The organism is Brevundimonas bacteroides DSM 4726, from assembly GCF_000701445.1.
GTDB classification, from domain to species: Bacteria; Pseudomonadota; Alphaproteobacteria; order Caulobacterales; family Caulobacteraceae; genus Brevundimonas; species Brevundimonas bacteroides.
The window spans coordinates 231308-252118 of sequence record NZ_JNIX01000009.1; the positions used below are offsets into that span (position 1 = coordinate 231308).

General features: G+C 67.7%; 26 protein-coding genes. 19 read left to right on the top strand and 7 right to left on the bottom strand.

The genetic code is table 11. The annotated features are described in order from the left end of the window. The first annotated feature begins 93 nt into the window (after window positions 1-93). Window positions 94-654, top strand: a complete 561-nt coding sequence (locus tag Q333_RS0108470; protein WP_029416316.1) for a hypothetical protein — start codon at window positions 94-96, stop codon at window positions 652-654. On the opposite strand, the gene mazG is transcribed toward Q333_RS0108470, so the two are convergent. Together mazG and Q333_RS0108480 are read right to left on the bottom strand one after the other, a co-directional pair. After that, window positions 651-1436, bottom strand: a complete 786-nt coding sequence (gene mazG / locus Q333_RS0108475) for a nucleoside triphosphate pyrophosphohydrolase (protein ID WP_029416317.1) — start codon at window positions 1434-1436, stop codon at window positions 651-653. The two genes, Q333_RS0108470 and mazG, sit on opposite strands and share 4 nt — an antisense overlap. After that, window positions 1433-2791 (bottom strand): MFS transporter, encoded by a 1359-nt coding sequence (locus tag Q333_RS0108480; protein WP_029416318.1) that lies wholly within the window; start codon window positions 2789-2791, stop codon window positions 1433-1435. The genes mazG and Q333_RS0108480 overlap by 4 nt, the downstream gene beginning before the upstream one ends. 33 nt (window positions 2792-2824) lie before the next feature. Between Q333_RS0108480 and Q333_RS0108485 the strand changes: the two genes are divergently transcribed. The 4 genes from Q333_RS0108485 (at window position 2825) to ygiD (ending at window position 5668) form a co-directional block, all read left to right on the top strand. Then, window positions 2825-3766 (top strand): M15 family metallopeptidase, encoded by a 942-nt coding sequence (locus Q333_RS0108485; protein ID WP_245591512.1) that lies wholly within the window; start codon window positions 2825-2827, stop codon window positions 3764-3766. Next, window positions 3763-4227 carry a hypothetical protein gene (locus Q333_RS0108490; RefSeq protein WP_035294019.1) on the top strand — a complete coding sequence of 155 codons (465 nt, stop codon included), beginning with the start codon at window positions 3763-3765 and terminating at the stop codon, window positions 4225-4227. Before Q333_RS0108485 ends, Q333_RS0108490 begins: the two co-directional genes overlap by 4 nt. A gap of 77 nt (window positions 4228-4304) precedes the next feature. Then, complete coding sequence (wrbA, locus tag Q333_RS0108495) at window positions 4305-4907, top strand: NAD(P)H:quinone oxidoreductase (RefSeq protein ID WP_029416321.1); 603 nt, start codon at window positions 4305-4307, stop codon at window positions 4905-4907. 5 nt (window positions 4908-4912) lie between these two features. Next, window positions 4913-5668: a 4,5-DOPA-extradiol-dioxygenase gene (gene ygiD, locus Q333_RS0108500; RefSeq protein ID WP_029416322.1), complete on the top strand. Its 756-nt coding sequence runs from the start codon at window positions 4913-4915 to the stop codon at window positions 5666-5668. A 4-nt stretch (window positions 5669-5672) separates the two neighbouring features. Here the strand turns inward: ygiD and Q333_RS0108505 are convergent, their stop codons facing one another. Both Q333_RS0108505 and Q333_RS0108510 read right to left on the bottom strand, forming a co-directional pair. After that, a complete protein-coding gene (locus Q333_RS0108505) occupies window positions 5673-6068 on the bottom strand; it encodes a DoxX family protein (RefSeq protein WP_029416323.1) in 396 nt (131 codons plus the stop codon). A gap of 75 nt (window positions 6069-6143) precedes the next feature. Continuing rightward, window positions 6144-7700 carry an AMP-binding protein gene (locus tag Q333_RS0108510; RefSeq protein ID WP_051651203.1) on the bottom strand — a complete coding sequence of 519 codons (1557 nt, stop codon included), beginning with the start codon at window positions 7698-7700 and terminating at the stop codon, window positions 6144-6146. 153 nt (window positions 7701-7853) lie between these two features. Between Q333_RS0108510 and Q333_RS17605 the strand changes: the two genes are divergently transcribed. From Q333_RS17605 to Q333_RS0108540, 6 genes are all read left to right on the top strand, one after another. Next, window positions 7854-8207 carry a hypothetical protein gene (locus Q333_RS17605; RefSeq protein ID WP_157072405.1) on the top strand — a complete coding sequence of 118 codons (354 nt, stop codon included), beginning with the start codon at window positions 7854-7856 and terminating at the stop codon, window positions 8205-8207. Window positions 8208-8377: 170 nt separating this feature from the next. Next, window positions 8378-9340: a lipoyl synthase gene (gene lipA / locus Q333_RS0108515; protein WP_029416325.1), complete on the top strand. Its 963-nt coding sequence runs from the start codon at window positions 8378-8380 to the stop codon at window positions 9338-9340. Between the two features lie 331 nt (window positions 9341-9671). Then, window positions 9672-10127: a type II toxin-antitoxin system RatA family toxin gene (locus tag Q333_RS0108525; RefSeq protein ID WP_029416327.1), complete on the top strand. Its 456-nt coding sequence runs from the start codon at window positions 9672-9674 to the stop codon at window positions 10125-10127. Then, the gene (locus Q333_RS0108530) at window positions 10124-11236 is read left to right on the top strand and encodes an NAD(P)/FAD-dependent oxidoreductase (RefSeq protein WP_029416328.1); all 1113 of its coding nucleotides are present in this window, start codon (window positions 10124-10126) and stop codon (window positions 11234-11236) included. The genes Q333_RS0108525 and Q333_RS0108530 overlap by 4 nt, the downstream gene beginning before the upstream one ends. Beyond that, a complete protein-coding gene (locus tag Q333_RS0108535; RefSeq protein WP_029416329.1) occupies window positions 11229-11759 on the top strand; it encodes a GNAT family N-acetyltransferase in 531 nt (176 codons plus the stop codon). The genes Q333_RS0108530 and Q333_RS0108535 overlap by 8 nt, the downstream gene beginning before the upstream one ends. Next, window positions 11756-12283, top strand: coding sequence for a GNAT family N-acetyltransferase (locus Q333_RS0108540; protein WP_029416330.1), 528 nt, complete (start codon window positions 11756-11758; stop codon window positions 12281-12283). Before Q333_RS0108535 ends, Q333_RS0108540 begins: the two co-directional genes overlap by 4 nt. On the opposite strand, the gene Q333_RS0108545 is transcribed toward Q333_RS0108540, so the two are convergent. The 3 genes from Q333_RS0108545 to Q333_RS0108555 all read right to left on the bottom strand — a co-directional run bounded on the left by Q333_RS0108545 (window position 12267) and on the right by Q333_RS0108555 (window position 13805). After that, window positions 12267-12995, bottom strand: a complete 729-nt coding sequence (locus Q333_RS0108545; protein ID WP_029416331.1) for a cytochrome c biogenesis CcdA family protein — start codon at window positions 12993-12995, stop codon at window positions 12267-12269. The two genes, Q333_RS0108540 and Q333_RS0108545, sit on opposite strands and share 17 nt — an antisense overlap. A 6-nt stretch (window positions 12996-13001) precedes the next feature. Then, a complete protein-coding gene (locus Q333_RS0108550; RefSeq protein WP_029416332.1) occupies window positions 13002-13394 on the bottom strand; it encodes a thioredoxin family protein in 393 nt (130 codons plus the stop codon). A gap of 72 nt (window positions 13395-13466) precedes the next feature. Further along, window positions 13467-13805 carry a hypothetical protein gene (locus Q333_RS0108555; RefSeq protein WP_029416333.1) on the bottom strand — a complete coding sequence of 113 codons (339 nt, stop codon included), beginning with the start codon at window positions 13803-13805 and terminating at the stop codon, window positions 13467-13469. Between the two features lie 169 nt (window positions 13806-13974). Here Q333_RS0108555 and rpmF point away from each other — a divergent pair, with 169 nt between their 5' ends. The 8 genes from rpmF (at window position 13975) to Q333_RS0108595 (ending at window position 20809) form a co-directional block, all read left to right on the top strand. After that, window positions 13975-14157, top strand: coding sequence for a 50S ribosomal protein L32 (gene rpmF / locus Q333_RS0108560; RefSeq protein WP_029416334.1), 183 nt, complete (start codon window positions 13975-13977; stop codon window positions 14155-14157). 99 nt (window positions 14158-14256) lie between these two features. Beyond that, the gene (locus Q333_RS0108565) at window positions 14257-14874 is read left to right on the top strand and encodes a hypothetical protein (protein ID WP_029416335.1); all 618 of its coding nucleotides are present in this window, start codon (window positions 14257-14259) and stop codon (window positions 14872-14874) included. An 81-nt stretch (window positions 14875-14955) separates the two neighbouring features. Further along, window positions 14956-16233 carry a phosphopyruvate hydratase gene (gene eno / locus Q333_RS0108570; RefSeq protein ID WP_029416336.1) on the top strand — a complete coding sequence of 426 codons (1278 nt, stop codon included), beginning with the start codon at window positions 14956-14958 and terminating at the stop codon, window positions 16231-16233. Between the two features lie 78 nt (window positions 16234-16311). Continuing rightward, window positions 16312-16641, top strand: coding sequence for an FtsB family cell division protein (locus tag Q333_RS0108575; protein ID WP_029416337.1), 330 nt, complete (start codon window positions 16312-16314; stop codon window positions 16639-16641). A gap of 124 nt (window positions 16642-16765) precedes the next feature. After that, the gene (gene pdhA, locus Q333_RS0108580; protein ID WP_029416338.1) at window positions 16766-17800 is read left to right on the top strand and encodes a pyruvate dehydrogenase (acetyl-transferring) E1 component subunit alpha; all 1035 of its coding nucleotides are present in this window, start codon (window positions 16766-16768) and stop codon (window positions 17798-17800) included. Then, a complete protein-coding gene (locus Q333_RS0108585) occupies window positions 17797-19191 on the top strand; it encodes a pyruvate dehydrogenase complex E1 component subunit beta (RefSeq protein WP_029416339.1) in 1395 nt (464 codons plus the stop codon). The genes pdhA and Q333_RS0108585 overlap by 4 nt, the downstream gene beginning before the upstream one ends. Continuing rightward, window positions 19188-19502 (top strand): DUF5076 domain-containing protein, encoded by a 315-nt coding sequence (locus tag Q333_RS0108590; protein ID WP_029416340.1) that lies wholly within the window; start codon window positions 19188-19190, stop codon window positions 19500-19502. Before Q333_RS0108585 ends, Q333_RS0108590 begins: the two co-directional genes overlap by 4 nt. Beyond that, entirely contained in the window at window positions 19499-20809 is a 1311-nt protein-coding gene (locus Q333_RS0108595; RefSeq protein ID WP_029416341.1) for a pyruvate dehydrogenase complex dihydrolipoamide acetyltransferase, read from the top strand. Before Q333_RS0108590 ends, Q333_RS0108595 begins: the two co-directional genes overlap by 4 nt. Window positions 20810-20811 lie beyond the last annotated feature (2 nt).

The window sequence follows — 20811 nt, forward strand, 5'->3', positions numbered from 1 at the left end:
CGACCGCACGACAGGCTGAAGAAAGAATGCCGAGTAAGACGCTCTGAGGCCCTGCGTCCGATTCTGACGCACCGCCGTGCCACACTGCCCGCCATGACCCACACCCCCCACGTCACGGGCAGCACCCAGCTGAACCCCTTTGAACTCGACGGTCTCGGCGGCACCTACTGGGACCATGCGCGGCGGGAGTATCTCGCCGGCGTCAAGGCGACGACGATCTGCCAGAAGTACGGCATGTCGCTCAGCTCATTCCGGATGCACGCCCGCGCCGGAGGCTGGCGGCGCATCGACCAGCGCGCCTGCGAGGTGCCGCCGGAGTTCGGCGAATACCATCCCGACGACGAGGTCAGCTTCGCCGATCTGGCCGACCAGGCCTTCCTCAACATCCGCCGCGCGCTCGGCTCGGGCCGCGCGGCCGAGGCCTCGACCTGGATGCGCGTCTACGACCGTCTCGCCGACCGCGCCCGCTCCGAGGTCATGGCCGAACTGCCCGACATCAAGCCGCCCCTGCTGGAGGACAAACGCGAGCCGCTGAGGTTGGGCCCAGTGGATGATTCTGACATGAGCAAAATCAATATTCTGTCGCCGTTAGCGGTGTCAGAAACTCAGACTTTGGACTCGTTGGACTCGGTGTCCCCAGAGTCCAATCCTTAACGCCGCTCCGCCGCCTTCGCCGCGTCCCACAGGGCGTCCATCTCGGCCAGGTCGCTCTGGTCAGGCGTTCGCCCGTCCTTCGCCAGCTCCGCTTCGATAAAGCCGAAGCGCCGCACGAACTTGGCGTTGGCCCCCCTCAGCGCGTCCTCCGGCTCCACGCCCAGCTTCCTCGCCAGGTTGGCCATGACGAACAGCAGGTCGCCCATCTCCTCGCGGGCCTTGTCCAGGTCGCCCGCCGCGATCTCGGCCCTCAGCTCGGCGACCTCCTCGTCCAGCTTGTCGAAGACCTCGTCGGTCGAGGGCCAGTCGAAGCCGACCCGCGCCGCCCGCTTGGTCAGCTTGGCCGCCCGGTGCAGCGCCGGCAGGCCCACGGGCACGTCGTCCAGCACACCCGTCTGCGCCTTGGCCGCCCGCTCCGCCGCCTTGATGTCCTCCCAGCGCAGCTTCTGGGCGGGCCCGCTGATCTGCGCGTCCTCCTCGCCGAAGACGTGCGGGTGGCGTCGGATCAGCTTGTCCGACATGGCCTCGGCTACGTCGTCGAAGGCGAACAGGCCCTGTTCCTCGGCCATGCGGGCGTGGAAGATCACCTGGAACAGCAGGTCGCCCAGCTCGGCCTTCAGCTCGGCCATGTCGCCCCGCTCGATGGCGTCGGCGACCTCATAGGCCTCCTCGATGGTGTAGGGGGCGATGGTGGCGAAGGTCTGCTCCACGTCCCACGGACAGCCGCCGTTCGGATCGCGCAGCCGGACCATGATGTCCTTCAGCCGGTCGACGGGGGTCATGCCGAAGCTCCGTCCCGCGCGGAGAGCCTCGCCCGCACCTCGGCATGGGCGGCGGGCGTGAGCGGATAGAGCCTCAGCACCACCGCCGAGATCAGCAGCAGCCCCACCGGCGCGGCGATGAACAGCCACTGCAGCCCCAGGATCACGCCGGGATCATTGACCGCCCCCGGCTCCGGATCGAAGCCGATCCACTCCAGTACGGCGAAGGCGCCGACCGAGAAGGCATACCCCAGCTTGGACGTGGCGTTCAGGATCGAGAACAACAGCCCCGTCCGGTCGGCCTCGGCCTCCAGCCGGATCACGTCGGACGCATCCGCCATCATGGCTCGCAGCAGCAGGTCCGCCGCTCCGAACGCCAGCCCCGTGGCGAAGATGGCCGCCAGCGCCGCTGGGAAGTTGCCCGCCGGAACCAGCAGCGTCGCGGCGCCGAAACTGACCGCGAAGTAGACGGATGCGACCGCCAGCGCCTGGTGCTTGCCCATTTGCGTCGCCAGCCAGGCCCAGACCGGCGCCCCCACCAGTCCGGCCACGAAATAGACCAGCAGCAGGATCGACGTCTGGTCCCTCTCGAACCCGCGCGCCTGCTCGAAGAAGTAGAAGAACAGCACCCCGATCAGCCCCCGCGCCGCGCCGAGCAGCAGGTCCGACAGCAGCAGCCTGCGCAGCACCGGCTTGGCGATCAAGGCCAGCGTCGCGCCCAACCCCCCGTGCGCCGGCGGCGTCACGTTCCGGGGCTCGGGCGTGAACAGGAAGGTGATCAGGAGCGCGATCGGCAGCAGGCCGACGATGAAGCCGCCCTGCATCCGCACGGCCTCGACGTAGGAATACCCCATCGCCTGCGCGCCGACCGGGATCAGCAGCACGGCCAGTACGCCCAGGATGTTCGCCACCTGCCAGAAACCGTAGATGCGCGACCGCTGGTCGTAGTCGGACGACAGCACCGCCGCCCAGCTCATCTGACTCAGCAGGCTGATGGAATAGCCGAGGTACATGACCACCAGCCACACCGCGAGGTGCGTCGCCCCAGCCCCCTGACCCACGAAGAACAGCATGGCCACCGACCCCATCAGGATCGGCGCGCCGATGGCCATCCACACCCGATACCGGCCCCACTTGGTCGAGGTCCGGTCGATGATCACGCCCAGCACGGGATCGACCACGATGTCGGCCAGCCGCACGATCAGGAAGATCAGGCTGACCGCCGACAGGCTGACGCCCACGTGGCTGGCGTAGAACTCGGGCAGGGTCACATAGACCGGCAGGCCCAGCGCCGCGTAGGGCAGGCAGCTAGCTGCGAAGGCCATCAGCGTGGCGTTGGAGCGCCGGGCAGGCGCGGGCGGGGCGGCGTCGGTCATGCGGGGTCCGCGAGTCGGGGCAGGGACCTCACCATGCCAGACTTGCCGGGCGCGCGAGAGGCCTTGATCGCGCCACGCGGCTGGGGCTTCCTGACGCCCATGCGGTTGGGGATGCTCGCGATCATCGTGGCGACGGTTCTGGTCTGGCTCACGCCGGGCCGCGCCGACGCGCAAGGGGCTTGGACGCCCCAGTGCGATGTGCATGAGCAGGCTTTCGCCGGGGCGGGCCTGGCCAACGCCGTCTCGGTCTACACGATGGAGTGGGCCCCATTCGGTCCTGCGGAGTGGGGGTGGGTCACATATGTGCCCTTGCTCCAGAAGGAGCTGGGCACCGACTGCCAGGCCGGGTCGCCGGACTTCGCCGAGGCCCTGTCGCGGTTTCAGGCGCGCTACGGCCTGACCGCGACCGGCGTGTTCGACGCCGCCACCTTCGAAGTGCTTAAGGGAGTTCTCCAGGAACGCCGCCCCTTCATCCAGGCCCGCCTGCGCGACGAATGCCCCAATCCTCCGCCGATCCGGATGCTCGGCTATCTCGTCGAGTCCGAAGAACACGCCGACCGCCTGACCCGTCTTCTGCGCCGCGACGTGCTGGACGCATACCGACGTATGGTCGCCGCCGCGCGCGCCGAGGTGCCCGAGATCGACGCGAACCGGGAGCTGCTGCAGATCTTCTCGGGTTTTCGCGACCCTGAGGCCGACGCCGCCCGCTGCGCCGCCCAGGGCAACTGCGACGGTCTGCGCCGCGCCGTCTGCTCGGCCCATCGTACGGGCACGGCGGTCGACCTCTACGTCGGCCAGCTGTTCGACTTCGGCGTCGACAACACCTCGGTCGCGAGCCGCCAGCATATGAGCCAGGGCGCGACCTATCGCTGGCTGGTGAAGAACGCCGGCCGCTTCGGTTTCGTGCCCTACCTCTACGAGCCCTGGCATTGGGAGTGGGTCGACCCGAACGGCCAGACCCTGATCTCGGAGTGATCCGCTCGCTCACCGACGGCGAGCGCCGCCTGATCCGAGGCGAGTTCAGCGACGCCGTCCGCCTGGACGAGGTCCGCCTCGCCCCCATGCCCTGGCCGCTGGTACGCGCCTTCGTGCCCGGGCGCGCCTTCGGTCGCAGCTGGATCTGCTGGCCGGGCAGGGGCCTGCCCGACGACTTCGCCGCCGCGCCCCTGTCGCTTCAGGCCGTGCTGATCCACGAGATGGTCCACGTCTGGCAGGCCCAGAGCGGCGTCAACCTCCTGACCGGTAAGCTCCGCGCCGGGGACGGGCCGCGGGCCTATCGCTATCCCGACGCGCCCTGCGGCTGGGAGGCGCTGAACATCGAGCAGCAGGCCATGACGGTCGAGCACCGCTTTCGCGCCGGGCGAGGGCAGGGGGTGCCCGGCGCGCACGGCCATTTCGCCTCGGTCTGCCCGATTGGCGCCTCGAAAGCGGCCTGACGCCCTTGCATCGCGCGAGGCGTTCGCTACATCTGCTACCGCAGTCGTTGCAGAACGAAAAATCTCAGGAGCGATCCATGACCAAGGTGCTGGTTCTCTATCATTCGACCTACGGCCACATCGAGCAGATGGCCTATGCCGTCGCCGAGGGCGCGCGCGCGGTCGAGGGCGTCGAGGTCGACGTCAAGCGCGTGGTCGAGACCGTGCCGGAAGAGCTGGCGAAGCAGTCGCACTACAAGCTGGACCAAGCGGCCCCGATCGCCGACGTCAACGAACTCGCCAACTACGACGCCATCATCGTCGGCGCCGGCACCCGCTTCGGCACGGCCGCAGCCCAGATGCGCAACTTCTGGGACCAGACCGGCGGCGTCTGGTTCCAGGGCAAGCTGGTCGGCAAGGTCGGCGCGGCCTTCACCTCCTCCGCCACCCAGCACGGCGGCAATGAGACGACCCTGATCGGCCTGATCCAGACCCTGCTGCACCACGGCATGGTGGTCGCGGGGCTCCCCTACGCCTTCCAGGGCCAGATGACGCTGGAGGAAATCTCGGGCGGCTCGCCGTATGGCGCCACGACCATCACCGGCGGCGACGGCTCGCGCCAGCCCAGCGCCAATGAACTGGCCGGCGCCCGTCACCAGGGCGAATACGTGGCCCAGCTGGCGAAGAAGCTGAAGGCCTGATGGCCATGCGCGAGCCGGCGGTCTTCTTCGGTCACGGCTCGCCCATGAACGCGCTCGGCGGCCCTCATGCCGAGGGCTGGCGGCGGGTGGGCGAGGACCTGGGCAAGCCCGCCGGCGTGGTCATGGTCTCCGCCCACTGGGAGACGCAGGGGCTCGGCGTCACCGCTCAGGAGCGGCCGCCGACCATCCACGATTTCGGGAACTTCGGGCCGGAGCTGCACGCCATGCAGTATCCGGCGCCGGGGTCTCCTGGACTCGCGCGGCGCGTGGCCGAGCTGACCGGGGCGGTGCAGACGGACGGCTGGGGCCTGGATCACGGGACCTGGTCGGTTCTGGCCCATGTCTGGCCCGAGGCGGACGTGCCCATTGTGCAGCTGTCGCTGGACCGGCGGCTGGACGCGCGCGGCCATTTCGAGCTGGCGAGGCGGCTCAAGCCCCTGCGCGACGAGGGCGTGGTCATCGCCGGCAGCGGCGATTTCGTCCACAATCTGCGAACCTGGAAGCGCGACGGCGGCGAGGCCTATGACTGGGCCGTCGCCTTCAACGACGCGGTCAAGGCGGCGCTGACGCGCGGCGACCACGACGCCTTGATCGACTGGGTCGGTCTGGCCGAGGACGCCCAGCTGAGCGTGCCCACCGACGAACACTTCCTACCGTTGCTGTACGTCGCCGCCCAGGCCGAACCGGGCGACGACGTGAGCTTCTTCAACGACGTCATCGAGGGCGGCTCGATCTCGATGACGGGCGTGCGGATCGGCTGAGCGCCTACTTCTTCTTCAGCAGCGCATCGACCGCGACCGACCCGGGACCGGCGAAGAAGATGTAGAGGAAGACCCAGCAGTACAGCGCCGCCAGCTCGCCCTGGTTGACCAGCGGGAAGAAGCCGCCCGACGCCGCATGAAACTGGAAGTAGGCCACGGCCATCATGCCGGACATCAGGAAGGCGACCGGCCGGGTGAACAGGCCGATCACCAGAAGCGCCCCGCCGACCAGCTCCAGCACTCCGCCGATGCCGATCTGGCTGGCGATGTCGAAGGGCCCCATGGCCGGGGCGGGGAAGCCGAAGATCTTCTGGGTGCCGTGCTGCATGAACATCAGACCGGCGATGATGCGCAGACCTGACAGGGCCAGCGGGCGATGACGCTCGAACGCTTCAAACATGGCAGCCTCCTTGTGAAGGGTTAACCGTGCAACAGCGACGGTTTCAGATCAAGCGGCCACGCCTGAACCGCTCGATCAGGCCGCCTTGTCCATCTCGACCAGGGTCTGGATCGCGACGTAGTCGGTCTTGCCGGTGCCCAGCACAGGCAGCTCGCCGACCCGCACGATCTTCTTCGGGATCGCCAGCTCCGGGGCCCCGTGCTCGCGCGCCCATTCCGCCAGGCGGGTCACATCCGCGTCGCCCCGGTCGGTGACCAGAACCAGCTTCTCGCCCTTCTTGGAATCCGCCACGGCGACGACCGCATGGCGCGCCTCGGGATAGACCGCGGCCACCAGCCCTTCGACGGCCGACAGCGACACCATCTCCCCGCCGATCTTGGCGAAGCGCTTCACCCGGCCGAGAATGGCGATGTAGCCCTCCTCGTCGATGTCGACGATGTCGCCGGTGTCGTGCCAGCCGTCGGGCAGGGGCTCGACCCGGTCCGGATCGTCCGGCGACATGTATCCGGCCATGACGTTGGGCCCGCGCAGATACAGCCGCCCGCCGTCGGTGATGCCCTCCACCGGCTCGAGGCGCGCCTCCATGCCGGGCAGCAGCTGGCCGACGGTGCCGGGGCGGTTGCGGTCGGGGTGGTTCACCGCCACGACCGGCGCGGCCTCGGTCGCCCCATAGCCCTCCAGCAGCTTCACCCCGCCGAACTTGGTGTTGAACAGGTGGTGGGTCTCGTCGCGCACCTTCTCGGCGCCGCCGACGACGAACTGCAGGGTGCGGAAATCGTCGGGAGAGGCCACCCGCGCCCACTGGTTCAGGAAGGTGTCGGTAGCGAACAGGATCGAGGCCTTCACGTCCGCCAGCAGCGACACGATCTGCTTGGCGTGCAGTGGCGAAGGATACTGGAACGCCTTCAGTCCGTTCAGCAGCGGCAGCACAACCCCGCCCGTCAGGCCGAAGCAATGGAAGGTCGGCAGGGGATTGAACATCACCCAGTTCGGATCGAGCGGAATATGCGTCGCCACCTGACGCGCGTTGGCCACCAGATTCTTCTGCGTCAGCACCACCCCCTTGGGCGCGCCGAAGCTGCCGGAGGTGAACAGGATGACGCCCGGATCGCTCGGCAGGGTCTTCGTCCGGAACTGGCCCGGCATCAGCCCGGCCATCAGGCCAAACAGCTTGTCGGGCAGGCCGATGGAGGCCCGCACATCGTCCAGCCAGACGATCTCGGCCTCCTTAGACAGCACCTCGATCAGGTCGTCGATCTTGGCCTGTTCGACGAAGCGCTTGGCCGACAGGATGCGCTTGACCCCTGCAGCCTTGATCGCCGCCTTCAGGTTCAGCTCGCCGGCGGTGAAGTTCAGCATCACCGGCACGCGGCCGAAGGCGTGCAGGCCGAAGAAGGTGACCACCACCCCCATCGAAGACGGCAACAGGATCGCCACCCGCTCCTTGGGCTCGGTCATGGCCGCGATCTTTCGCCCCAGAACGAAGGCCGCCCGGATCAGGCCGGTGTAGGTCAGGGGCTTGCGGTCCTGATCCTCGACGATCTCCTTGTCGCCGTACCTGGCGCGCGCGGCCACCAGGGCGTCGAACAGGGATTCTTCACCCGCAGAGGGGTCAAGGCCGGGGCGGAACAATAGGCGTCTCCTCCGGGGGACTTGGATGCGCCCCCTCGCTGTCAGGGCGCGCAACCTAGTTAAGCGGCGCGGCGCTGAAAAGATGCGTTACGCAGGGTGAGGTCGGGGTGCGGCGTAGCCAATGGGTAGTCTGGCGACGTCTCGCCTCGATCCTTGGCGGACATCGACGGTTCCCACCTCTATATGATGTGGGCGGTAAGGCTTGGAGCAGATGAATTGTTCGGAAACCAGATTAGCTCGGCGGTAACCGCCTATGTCGGCTTTGGCCGCGCAGCGTGGCCGCAGTCTGATTTGGCGACGCTTGAGCGCCGCTTCGGACCGGCGAAGGCTCAGAAGTTGGTTTCAGAGATAGAGGGCCTGCTTGCAGAAGCGGCATCACTACAGCCAAGGCTCGACCTCGCGTCTTCAACCCGGTGGGTCCAAGCCGAAATGAGGCGTCGGCACCCCAAGCTCAGCCGCAAGGCTGCCGACGCGATCGCGTGGAGCTGGTCTTACGACAACAAGTGATGTCACAGCTGGCTCTAACGTCTGCACTCTAGCTAAAACAAACGTCCGACTTGTCCGCTTCTGCAATAGCCTGCGTCCATCCTCCGCCCCGACACAGCACGTGACTTGCCATCGTCGCCCCGAACGACGACATACCGCGTTCACGCCCGACTGGAGCCCGGCCCGCCTCGATGGTCACCGTCATCGACACCCTGACGCGAACGCCGTCCGAACTGCGTCACCCGGAAAAGGCCAACCGGCCCGAGACGGCGGTGCTGCGCAAGCCCGACTGGCTGAGGGTCAAGGCCCCCGGCTCGGGCCAGTACAATGCGACCAAGGCCATCGTGAAGGACAAGGGCCTTCACACCGTCTGCGAAGAGGCCGCCTGCCCCAACATCGGCGAGTGCTGGAGCCAGAAGCACGCCACCCTGATGATCATGGGCGACACCTGCACGCGGGCCTGCGCCTTCTGCAACGTCAAGACGGGCCTGCCCCAGCCGCTGGATCCTGAAGAGCCCGCCAAGGTCGGTCTGGCCGTGGCGCAGCTGGGTCTGAACCACGTCGTCATAACCTCGGTCGACCGCGACGACGTCCATGACGGCGGCGCCGCCCACTTCGCCGAGGTGGTGCGCGAGACCCGCCGCCAGGCCCCGTCCACGACCATAGAGATCCTGACGCCCGACTTCCTGCGCAAGGACGGTGCCGCCGAGGTGATGATCGACGCCCGCCCCGACGTCTTCAATCACAACCTGGAGACCGTGCCGCGGCTGTATCTGAAGATCCGCCCCGGCGCCCGCTACTTCCACTCCCTGCGGCTGCTGCAGATGGTCAAGGAGCGCGACCCGAACCAGTTCACCAAGTCCGGCATCATGGTCGGCCTGGGCGAAACCAAGGAGGAGGTCATGCAGGTCATGGACGACATGCGCTCGGCCGGCGTCGACTTCATCACCATCGGCCAGTACCTGCAGCCCACCCGCAAGCACGCCGCCATCGAACGCTTCGTCACGCCCGAGGAGTTCAAGGCCTATGAGGCCATCGCCCGCGCCAAGGGCTTCCTGATGGTGTCGTCCTCGCCGCTGACTCGGTCGTCGCACCACGCCGGCGACGACTTCGCCCGGCTCAAGGCGGCGAGGTTGGCCGCGAGCCGTCTGTAATGCCGCACTCAGGGCGACGAATCCTGACAGCGATGGCTGTGGCGTTCTCTGGCCTCGTCTTGGTGTTTTCGTGCTTCGGGTTGAATGCTCTCTACTTTGCGGCAAGCCACAATACCGGCTTTGGCATTAGGAGTTTCGATGGCACCAGTGACAACTTTGGTCGGTGGGATGCTGTGACGAACTATCTGCCTCTCGGAATCACTGCCTCGATAGCGCTTGGTGTCGGAGTCGCCTTGGTCGCGCGGAAGTATCTTTTGGGAAGCGTCCTTTCGCTGGCTCAGATCATTTGGCTTTTGGAGTTTGCTCCGGGCGCATGGGTTAGCTGATCGTCTTGGCCGTCCACCGCGTCACCCGCATCCTGCCCTATGCGCCGCACCAGCTCGCCGAGCTGGTCGCGGACGTCGACGCCTATCCCCGCTTCGTGAAGTGGGTGACCGCCATGCGCGTCTGGAACCGGCGCGAGGAAGCGCCGGGCATCCGCGTGTTCGACGCCGAGGCCGCCGTCGGCTTCTCCTTCCTGAAGGAGCGGTTCGCCACATGGGTGCGGCATGACACCGGCGCCCCCTCGGTCGAGGTCGGCCTGCTGCGCGGGCCGTTTCGCCATCTGAAGAACCGCTGGGACTTCCACGCCGTGCCCGAAGGGACCCGTCTGGAGTTCGTCATCGACTTCGCTTTCCGCTCGCCCCTGCTGAACGCCGCGCTCCAGGCCAATTTCGACCGCGCGGTCGGGGCCCTGATCGCCAGCTTCGAGGCCGAGGCGAAGCGGCGCTACGGATCGCCGGGATGAGCTTCGACTTCGACGCGACGGTCGTGGGGGCGGGGGCCGTCGGTCTCGCCTGCGGTCGCGCGCTGGCGAAGCGGGGTCTCACCGTCCTGGTGCTGGAGAAGGAGGGCCACATCGGCCAGGGCGTCTCCAGCCGTAACTCCGAGGTCATCCACGGCGGCCTCTACTATCCGACCGGATCGCTGAAGGCCCGGTTCTGCGTCCAGGGGCGCCGGGCGCTGTACGCCTTCCTCGACAGCCACAAGATCGACTACCGCCGCTGCGGCAAGCTGGTGGTCGCGACCGAGGCGGCCGAGGTCGAGCGCATCGAGGCCATCTTCCGCCAGGCCACCGACAACGAGGTCGAGGGGCTGGAACACCTGACCGGCGCCCAGGCCCGCGCACTGGAGCCGGGCCTGAACGCCTACGCCGCCATCCTGTCGCCCGAGAGCGGTGTCTTCGCCAGCCACGACTACATGCTGGCGCTCCAGGGCGAGATCGAGGACGCCGGCGGCTCAATCGTCATCGCCACGCCGTTCGAGCGCGCCGAGCCCCTGCCGGACGGCGGCTTTCGCATCACCGCGGGCGGGGAGGCGGGCGCGACCCTGACCACGCGCCTTCTGGTCACGGCGCCGGGTCTGGAGGCGCAGGACGGCGCCGCCCGCATCGAGGGTTTCCCCGCCAACCGCATCCCCGCGCGCCATCTGGGCAAGGGCGTCTACTTCCGCCTGACGGGCAAGGCGCCGTTCGAGCGGCTCATCTATCCGCCGCCGATCCCCGGCGCGCTCGGCACCCACTATCGCAAGGACCTCGGCGGCCAGGCCGTGTTCGGCCCCGACCTGACCTATGTCGAGACCGAGGACTACACCGTCGACCCGGCCAAGGCCGACGACTTCGCCCGCTACATCCGCCGTTTCTGGCCCGGCCTGCCGGACGGCGCCCTGACCCCTGACTACGCCGGCATCCGACCCAAGCTGCATGGACCCGGCCAGCCACAACCCGACTTCCAGATGGACGGTCCGGAGGTCCATGGCCTCGCTGGCCTCGTTGCCCTGTTCGGCATCGAGAGCCCCGGCCTGACCAGCTCCCTTGCGATCGGCGAGGCGGTCGCCGACAAGCTTGGCCATGACTGACCTCGACATCCGCGACGCCGTCCCCGCCGACATCCTCGCGCTGCACGCCCTGATCGAGAGCGCCTATCGCGGCGAGGCCTCCCGCGCCGGCTGGACCACCGAGGCCGATCTGCTGGACGGCCAGCGCACCGACCCCGAAGAACTCGCCGACATCATCGCCGCCGAGGATCAGGGCCTGCTGGTCGGCTGGCGCGGCGGGGCGGCGATCGCCTGCGTCAAGTATCAACGGTTGACGGAAGGCGTGGGCTACTTCGGCATGTTGTCCGTCGGCCCGGCCTTGCAATCGGCGGGCATCGGCCGGCGGATGGTCGAGGCGGCCGAGGAGCGTTTGGCGGCCCGGCATGGCGCAAACCGCATCCGGATCCATGTCTTTCCCCAGCGCGACAGCCTGATCGCCTGGTATCAGAGGCTCGGCTACGCCCTAACCGGCGAGACCGCGCCGTTCCCCTATGGCGACGAACGGTTCGGCCTGCCCCGGCGCGACGACCTTCACTTCGTTATCCTCGAGAAGCCGCTGGGGTGACCCAGATCCGCACCGAGCGCCTGCTGCTTCGCCACGCGCGCCCTGAAGACGCCGAACCGCTCCACGCCATCTTCTCCGATCCGGTGGCCATGCGCTGGTGGTCGTCCTTGCCGCACGAGAGGCTCAACCAGACCCGCGCCTGGGTCGAGGGCATGATCGCGGGCAACGTCGCCGGGGCCCCCGACTTCGTCATCGAGTGGAACGGCCGGGTGATCGGCAAGGCCGGCTTCTGGAAGCTGCCCGACGTCGGCTACATCCTGCACCCCGACGCCTGGGGGCGGGGACTGGCGGCGGAGGCCGTCGGCGCGGCCATCGACCACGTCTTCGCCGAACGTCTGACCGACATCGTCACCGCCGACGTCGATCCTGAGAACACGGCTTCCATCCGCCTGCTGGAACGCCTCGGCTTCGTCCGCACAGGCTTCGCCGAGCGCACCTGGAACATCGGCGGCGAGTGGAAGGACAGCCTCTACTACGCGCTGGACCGCGTCGCCTGGGCCAGCCGGCTCAGTAGCGGGTCGTGAGTTCCGTCAGCCAGGCGGGCGATGACTGAACCAGGGCGGTCTCGATCGACTTGTCCAGCCCGATCAGGATCATCACCCCGATCAGCACCATCAGGCCGCCGAGAACGTATTTCCCCGCCGACCCCGCCGCTAGCATGCGGCCCCGCAGCTGGGCGATGGCCTGACGCGACATCAGGCCGATCAGCACCAATGGCGTGGCCGCGCCGATGCCGAAGATCAGCATGGTCAGGCTGACCCGCCCCAGATCCTCGCCCTGCGCCGCCAAAAGCGAGGCAGCCCCCAACGTCGGACCTACGCAGGGCGCCCAGACCAACCCCATCAGAGCCCCTAGGCCGAGCTGGCCCCAGGGGCCGCGCCCATCGAGCTTTCTCATGCCGCTGTCGGCCCAGGTGGCCAGGGGCCCGCCCGCCGCCGCCAACCGCACCTGCGCCGCCGGGACCAGCAGGATCACGCCGATCCCCACCAGCAGCGCCCCGCCGATCCGACGGAACAGGTCGCCGTCCAGACCGATCGAGAAGCCGATCGTGGCAACGAACAAGCCGACGATGGTGAAGCTGGTCGCCAGGCCCAGCCCCAGGGCCACCGGCCCCCAGCGCCCTTCGGACTGGGCACCGCCCAGCACAATGGGCACCAGCGGCAGGACGCAGGGGCTAAGGATGGTCAGGACCCCCGCCACGAAGGCGATGGCAAGGGCGCCGAGGCTTGCGATCATCGGACCTTACCGGGTCGAGGCGACCAGACGGGCGATGCTGGCGGCGTTGGTGTCGCCGACGGAGCGACCGGTTTCGGTCGTGCCGTTGTAGGCGATCAGGGTGCTCTGACGCTGGGCGTGGAAGCTGCGGACCACGTCGCGCTGACTGTCGAAATCCACGCGGAACACGATCAACTCGGCGTTGGCGGGCTGGGCTTGCAGAGTCTCTAGGATCGGCTCCTGAGCGCGGCAGACCGGGCACCACGGGGCGTAGATGTCGACGAGGATCGGCTTGCCGGCCGCTTGCGCCGACTCGAAGGCTGCACGGGTGAAGGACACGTGCTGGGCCATCGCAGCGCTCGCAGAGGCGATCATTGTCCCCGCCGCGACGGCGAGGGCGAGGAGTGTGCGACGAAGCATGGAAACCATCCGGGCGAAGTTGAGAACGCCCCAAGGTTCGACGGCCGGGCTCGTTTCGTTACTCTCGCTGAATTACCCGGATCCACCCGGAGCGACGGCCAACAGCGCGAACATGCAAGCGGCCCAGGTCGCCGGCAACAGCAACAGGACCCATGCCGTACGCTCTCGGCGCAGAGCGTAAGCGATCCAGGCTCCGACAGGTCCGAGCACGACCACCACCGGCAGGCCCCAGGCAAATATCAGGAAGTTGAAGATCAACGGGTCGGAGCCTGAAGCCGCCACCATCACCGACATCGTGGCCATCACGAAGGCCGGCAGGATCGCCAGGAACGCCACGATCGTTCCGACGATCAAGCCGATTAGCAGCAGGCGACTGCGGGGCGGCTTCTCTGTTGGATCGGCGCGGTTCATCTGATGATCAGACACCGCTGTTCGGCCAACGGCAACCAATATCGGACAGGCCTTGAAATCACCGGGACGATCCGGCATAAGCCCGCGCTCGCTGGCGGCTCATCCCTTGGGCCGCCGCTTTTCGTTTTTCGCGCTGTCCGCAGCGCCGCACACTGAGATCGAGACGGACATGGCCGTTCCCAAGCGCAAAGTATCGCCCTCGCGTCGCAACATGCGCCGCGCCCACGACGCCCTGGGGACCAACCCCTACACCGAGGACAAGGACACGGGCGAGCTGCGCCGCTCGCACCACATCGACCTCAAGACCGGCACCTATCGTGGTCGCCAGGTCCTGACGCCGAAGGAAGACTAGGTCCTTCCACGACATTGCGATGAAGATTGCGGCGCGCGGGTTTTCCCGCGCGCCGTTTTCGTGTCTGCATGCGCCTCCTCGTTGAATTGGAGTTCTCGCATGATCCGCCTTGCCACAACCGTCGCCGTCGCGTCCCTGATGACGCTCGCCGCCTGCAACGCCCCCGAATCGGCCGAGACGTCCGCCGCCGAAACCCCGGCCGCCGAGGCGCCCGCCGCACCGGTCGATCCCAACGCCCTGACCGCCGAGGGCTTTGGCCCCCTGCGCATCGGCATGACGACTGCCGAGGTCGAGGCCGCTCTGGGCGGCGATAGCGATCCCAACGCGATCGGCGGCCCCGAGCCCGAGAGCTGCGACCAGTGGCGTCCGGCCCGCGCACCCGAAGGTCTGCTGGTCATGATTCAGGACGGCGTCCTGACGCGCATCTCGGTCTCCTCGCCTGCCGCGCTCAAGACGGATCACGGCTTCGGCGTCGGCGACCAGGCCGCCTCCATCAAGACCGCCTATGGCGACCAGATCATCGCCCAGCCGCACAAGTATTCCCCGGCCCCGGCCGAGGACCTCTTCGTCTGGACCGTCGGCCGCCCGGCGGACGCCAACGCCTATGTCCAGGACGCCGCCGCGCGCGGTATCCGCTACGAGATCGGCAATGACGGCGCGGTCCAGATCGTCCACGTCGGCGGCCCAGCGATCCAGCTGGTCGAAGGCTGCGCCTGAGGGTCCGAGGGCCATGGTTGGCGTTTGGCGGGCGGCGGGCTAAACCCCGCCCGCCATCCTCCTCCATCCGCGAAGGCTCTCATGACCGACATCGCCGACATCGTCGCCCGCCAGATCCTGGACAGCCGGGGCAATCCCACGGTCGAGGTCGATGTCGTGCTCGACGACGGTTCCTTCGGTCGCGCCGCCGTGCCGTCGGGCGCCTCCACCGGCGCGCACGAGGCGGTCGAGCTGCGCGACGCCGATCCGGTCATGTGGGGCGGCAAGGGGGTCCAGAACGCGGTCGACGCCGTCAACGGCGAGATCTTCGACGCCTTGTCCGGCATGGACGCCGAGGACCAGCGCCGCATCGACGAGGCCCTGATCACGCTGGACGGCACCGAGAACAAGGGCCGCCTGGGCGCCAACGCCATCCTGGGCGTGTCACTCGCCGTGGCCAAGGCCAGCGCCATTTCGGCCGGCCTGCCGCTCTATCGCTACGTGGGCGGCGTCTCGGCCCGCGTCCTGCCGACCCCGATGATGAACATCATCAACGGCGGGGCGCACGCCGACAATCCGATTGACATCCAGGAGTTCATGATCCTGCCGACCGGCGCGGAAACCTTCGCCGAGGGCCTGCGCATGGGCGCCGAGATCTTCCACGCCCTGAAGAAGCAGCTGAAGGACGCCGGCCACAACACCAACGTCGGCGACGAGGGCGGCTTCGCCCCCAACCTCGCCTCGGCCGAGGAAGCGCTCAGCTTCATCACCCGCGCGGGCCAGGCCGCCGGCTATCTGGCGGGCGAGGATTTCCACCTGGCGCTCGACGTCGCGGCCACCGAGTTTTTCAAGGACGGCGCCTACAACATGACGGGCGAGGGCAAGATCTTCGGCGCCGACGGCATGGTCGCCTATCTGGCCGACCTGTGCGAACGCTTCCCCATCGTCTCCATCGAGGACGGCTGCTCGGAGGACGACTTCGAGGGCTGGAAGCATTTGACCGAGGTTCTGGGCGACCGGGTCCAGATCGTCGGCGACGACCTGTTCGTCACCAATCCCGCGCGTCTGGCCGCCGGCATCGGCGAAGGCCTGGCCAACTCCATCCTGGTCAAGGTCAACCAGATCGGCACCCTGTCCGAGACCTTGGACGCCGTCGATATGGCCCACCGCGCCGGCTACACCGCCGTCATGAGCCACCGCTCCGGCGAGACGGAGGATTCAACCATCGCCGACCTGGCCGTCGCGACCAACTGCGGTCAGATCAAGACGGGATCGCTCGCCCGCTCGGACCGCACCGCCAAGTACAACCAGCTGCTCCGCATCGAGGAAATGCTGGGCGACCAGGCCAGCTACTACGGCGACGGCATGCTGCTGAAGTAGGCGGCCCAGCTACCATTCCTTAGGCATTTCCGGTCACGGATGATCAACCGTGTCCCGCGCTCAGAAGGAGCGTTGCAAATGCCCGAACGGATGAAACCGTACGCCCTGTCCGCCTTCCTGATTTTGCTGGTCGTCTACCTCGGCGTTCAGGCCTTGACCGGCGAGCGCGGCCTGCTGTCCGGCTCGACCCGCGACGCCCGGCTCGCCGCCAGCGAGGCCCAGTTGACGTCGCTGCGGGAGCAGCGCGCCGATCTCGAGGTCCGCGTCCGCTACCTGAAGGCCGACAGCCTCTCGCGCGATCTGCTGGAGGAACGGGCTCGCGTCGTACTCGGCTTCTCCGACCCGCGCGACTACGTCATCCAGGTCTCCGTGCCGCCCGCGCCGCCGCCCGCCGCCGCGCGCTCCTGAACTCTTGTTACAGGCCGGACCGCGTGCTTTGCCTTTCGGGAACGAAGGCTGCTACAGCCCCATTCCGTAACGACAAGAAGCCCTGACGGCGCGTTTCGCCAGGGGCTCAGCCCGGAGACGCCGGATGGCGAGAGCCGCCCAGAAGACCTCGGATTCCAAGGCTTCGGCCAAGATTCCCAACGCGCCGACCGCGACCAAGGAAGAATTGCTCGCCTACTACCGCGAGATGGTCCTGATCCGCCGCTTCGAGGAGCGCGCCGGACAGCTCTACGGCATGGGTCTGATCGGCGGCTTCTGCCACCTCTACATCGGCCAGGAGGCCGTGGCCGTGGGCGTCCAGGCCAGCGTCAAGCAGGGCCACGACAAGATCATCACCGGCTACCGCGATCACGGCCACATGCTGGCCGCCGGCATGGACCCGAAAGAGGTCATGGCCGAACTCACCGGCCGGATCGGCGGTTCGTCCAAGGGCAAGGGCGGATCGATGCACATGTTCGATGTCCCGACCGGCTTCTACGGCGGCCACGGCATCGTCGGCGCCCAGGTGGCGCTCGGCACGGGCCTGGCCTTCGCCGGCAAGTATCGTGGCGATGACTCGGTCGCCTTCGTCTATTTCGGCGACGGCGCGGCCAACCAGGGGCAGGTGTACGAGAGCTTCAACATGGCCCAGCTGTGGAAGCTGCCGGCCATCTACATCATCGAGAACAACCAATACGCCATGGGCACGAGCATCGAACGCTCGTCCTCGACGACCGAGCTCTATATGCGCGGCTCAAGCTTCGGTATCCCCGGCGAACAGGTCGACGGCATGGACGTGCTGGCGGTCAAGGACGCAGTGGAGCGGGCGGTCAAGCGCGCGCGGGCGGGCGAGGGGCCCTTTATCCTCGAAGTGAAGACCTACCGCTACCGCGGCCACTCCATGTCCGACCCGGCCAAATACCGCACCAAGGAAGAGGTCGATGAGGTCAAGAAGACCCGCGACCCCATCGAGCACGTGAAGATGCTGCTCGACCAGGCCAAGGCCTCGGCGGACGAGATCAAGGCCATCGACGACGAGATCAAATCGATCGTCGCCGAGGCGGTCCAGTTCGCCCAGGAGAGCCCGGAGCCGGATCCGTCCGAGCTCTATACCGACGTCTATGTGGAGGCAGCCCAGTGACCGACATTCTCATGCCGGCGCTGTCGCCCACCATGGAAGAGGGGACCCTCACCAAGTGGCACGTGAAGGCGGGCGACGTGGTCAAGGCAGGCGACGTCATCGCCGAGATCGAGACCGACAAGGCGACCATGGAGGTCGAGGCCGTCGATGAGGGCGAGATCGCCGAAATCCTCGTCGCCGAGGGCTCCGAGAACGTGAAGGTCAACGCCGTCATCGCGCGTCTGGCCGGCGAAGACGGCGGCGCGGCCAAGGCCTCGTCACCCGCGCCTGAGCCCAAGGCCGCGGAAACCAGCGTCACCCAGGACGGCGGCGCGGCCGCGTCCGGTTCCGGCGATCCGGAAAAGAAGGACGTCACCGCTGCGGCCCCCGCACCGAAGACGGAGCTCAAGGACCCCGAGATCCCCGCCGACGCCAAGCTCGTGAAGACAACCATCCGCGACGCTCTCCGCGACGCCATGGCCGAGGAGATGCGCCGCGACGAGGCCGTCTTCCTGATGGGCGAGGAAGTCGCCCAGTATCAGGGCGCCTACAAGGTCAGCCGCGAGCTGCTGCAGGAGTTCGGCGACCGCCGCGTGATCGACACCCCGATCACCGAATACGGGTTCGCGGGCGTCGGCGTGGGCGCGGCCATGAGCGGGCTCAAGCCCATCGTGGAATTCATGACCTTCAACTTCGCCATGCAGGCGATCGACCACATCATCAACTCCGCCGCCAAGACGCTCTACATGTCCGGCGGCCAGATCCGCGCGCCGATCGTCTTCCGCGGCCCTAACGGCGCCGCCAGCCGCGTCGCCGCTCAGCACAGCCAGGACTATTCCAGCTGGTACGCCAATGTGCCCGGCCTGAAGGTCATCACGCCCTATGACGCCGCCGACGCCAAGGGCCTGCTGAAGGCCGCGATCCGCGATCCCAACCCCGTCGTCTTCCTCGAGCATGAGATGATGTACGGGCTGGAGTTCGATGTTCCGGAAGGGGATTACGTCCTGCCGATCGGCAAGGCCAAGGTCCGGCGCGAGGGAATCGACGTCACCGTCACGGCCCACAGCCGCATGGTCGGCTTCGCCCTTCAGGCGGCCGAACAGCTGGCCGGAGAGGGGATTTCGGTCGAGGTCGTCGATCTGCGCACCCTGCGTCCACTGGACCACGAGACCATCGTCAAAAGCGTCAAGAAGACCAACCGTCTGGTGTCGGCCGAAGAGGGCTGGGGCCCCATGGGCGTCGGCGCCGAGGTCGTGGCCCGCGTCATCGAACACGCTTTCGACTATCTCGACGCGCCGCCGTTGCGCGTGCATCAGGAAGACGTGCCGCTGCCCTATGCAGCGAACCTGGAGGCGCTGTCGCTTCCCGGAACCGACAAGATCATCAAGGCTGTGAGGGCTGTACTGGCATGACCGACGCGACCAACCGCACCGAAATCCAGGTCCCGGAGAGCGTGAAGGCCGATTCCCAGGCCATCGAGCTGTTCCGCTTCTGGTGGTCGAACAACGAGCCGGTGATGGCGATCAAGCCCGCCTTCGACGATCCAAAGGCCTATGGCCACATGCTGGCGATCGCCGCGCGCAACATCGCCCACGTCTATCATCAGGGCAAAGGCCGCGATGAGGCCGAGACCTACAAGCTGGTCATGGCCGGCCTGAACGAGGCGCTCAAGGGTCCGGGCTTCGAAACCATCACTGAAGGTAAGGCCCCGAGCGCCCAATGACCGACATCCTGATGCCCGCCCTGTCGCCCACGATGGAGGAGGGCGTCCTCGCCAAATGGCACGTCAAGGTCGGCGACACGGTCAAGGCCGGCGACGTCATCGCCGAGATCGAGACCGACAAGGCGACCATGGAGGTCGAAGCCGTCGACGAGGGCGAAATCACGGAAATCCTCGTCGCCGAGGGCTCCGAGAACGTGAAGGTCAACGCGCCGATCGCACGGCTGGCCGGAGACGACGCCGCGCCCGCCCCCAAGGCGGCTTCGAAGGCCGAAGGGCCCAAGCCGGCCCCGGCCGGTCACGAGAGCGGAGACAGCGTCGCCACGCCCCAGGGCGTCAAGTCGGCCGCCGAGGTCCTGGCCCCGGCCGCGTCTTCCAACGCCGGCGCATCCTCCGGTGACCGAATCTTCGCTTCGCCCCTGGCCCGCCGTCTGGCCAGGGAAGCGGGCCTGGACCTGAAGTCGCTCAAGGGCACCGGCCCGCGCGGCCGCATCGTCAAGGCCGACGTCGAAGCCGCCGGCAAGGGCGGGGCCACGCCCGCTCCGACGGCTCAGGCCACAGCCTCCCCGACCGCCGAGCCGCGCAAGGTCCAGTCCCTGGCCCAGATGGGCATCCCCGACGGCAGCTACGACCTCGTCCCGCTGGACGGGATGCGCAAGGCCATCGCGCGTCGGATGACCGACAGCTTCCGCGACGTCCCTCACTTCCCCCTGACCATCGACTGCGAGATCGATGGCCTCATGTCGGTGCGGGCCAAGGTCAACGCCATGCTGGAGCCGCAGGGCATCAAGGTCTCGGTCAACGACTTCGTCATCAAGGCCGCCGCGCTCGCTCTGAAGGCCGTGCCGGAGGCCAACGCCAGCTACAGCCCCGAGGGCCTGGTGATGCACCACCACGCCGACATCGCCATGGCGGTGGCCATCGAGGGCGGCCTGATCACCCCGATCATCCGCAAGGCCGAGACCAAGTCCCTGTCGCAGATCGCGACCGAGGCCAAGGACCTGGCCAAGCGCGCCCGCGACCGCAAGCTGAAGCCCGAGGAGTTCCAGGGCGGCACCTTCAGCGTCTCGAACCTCGGCATGTTCGGGATCAAGGCCTTCGCCTCGATCATCAACGAGCCCCAGGGCGCGATCATGAGCGTCGGCGCGGGCGAACAGCGACCTGTCGTGAAGAACGGCCAGTTGGCCGTTGCCACCGTGATGACCGTCACCCTGACCTGCGATCACCGCGTGGTCGACGGCGCGACGGGCGCGAAGTTTCTGCAGGCCTTCAAACCCCTGATCGAAGATCCCGTCACGATGCTGGCGTAAGG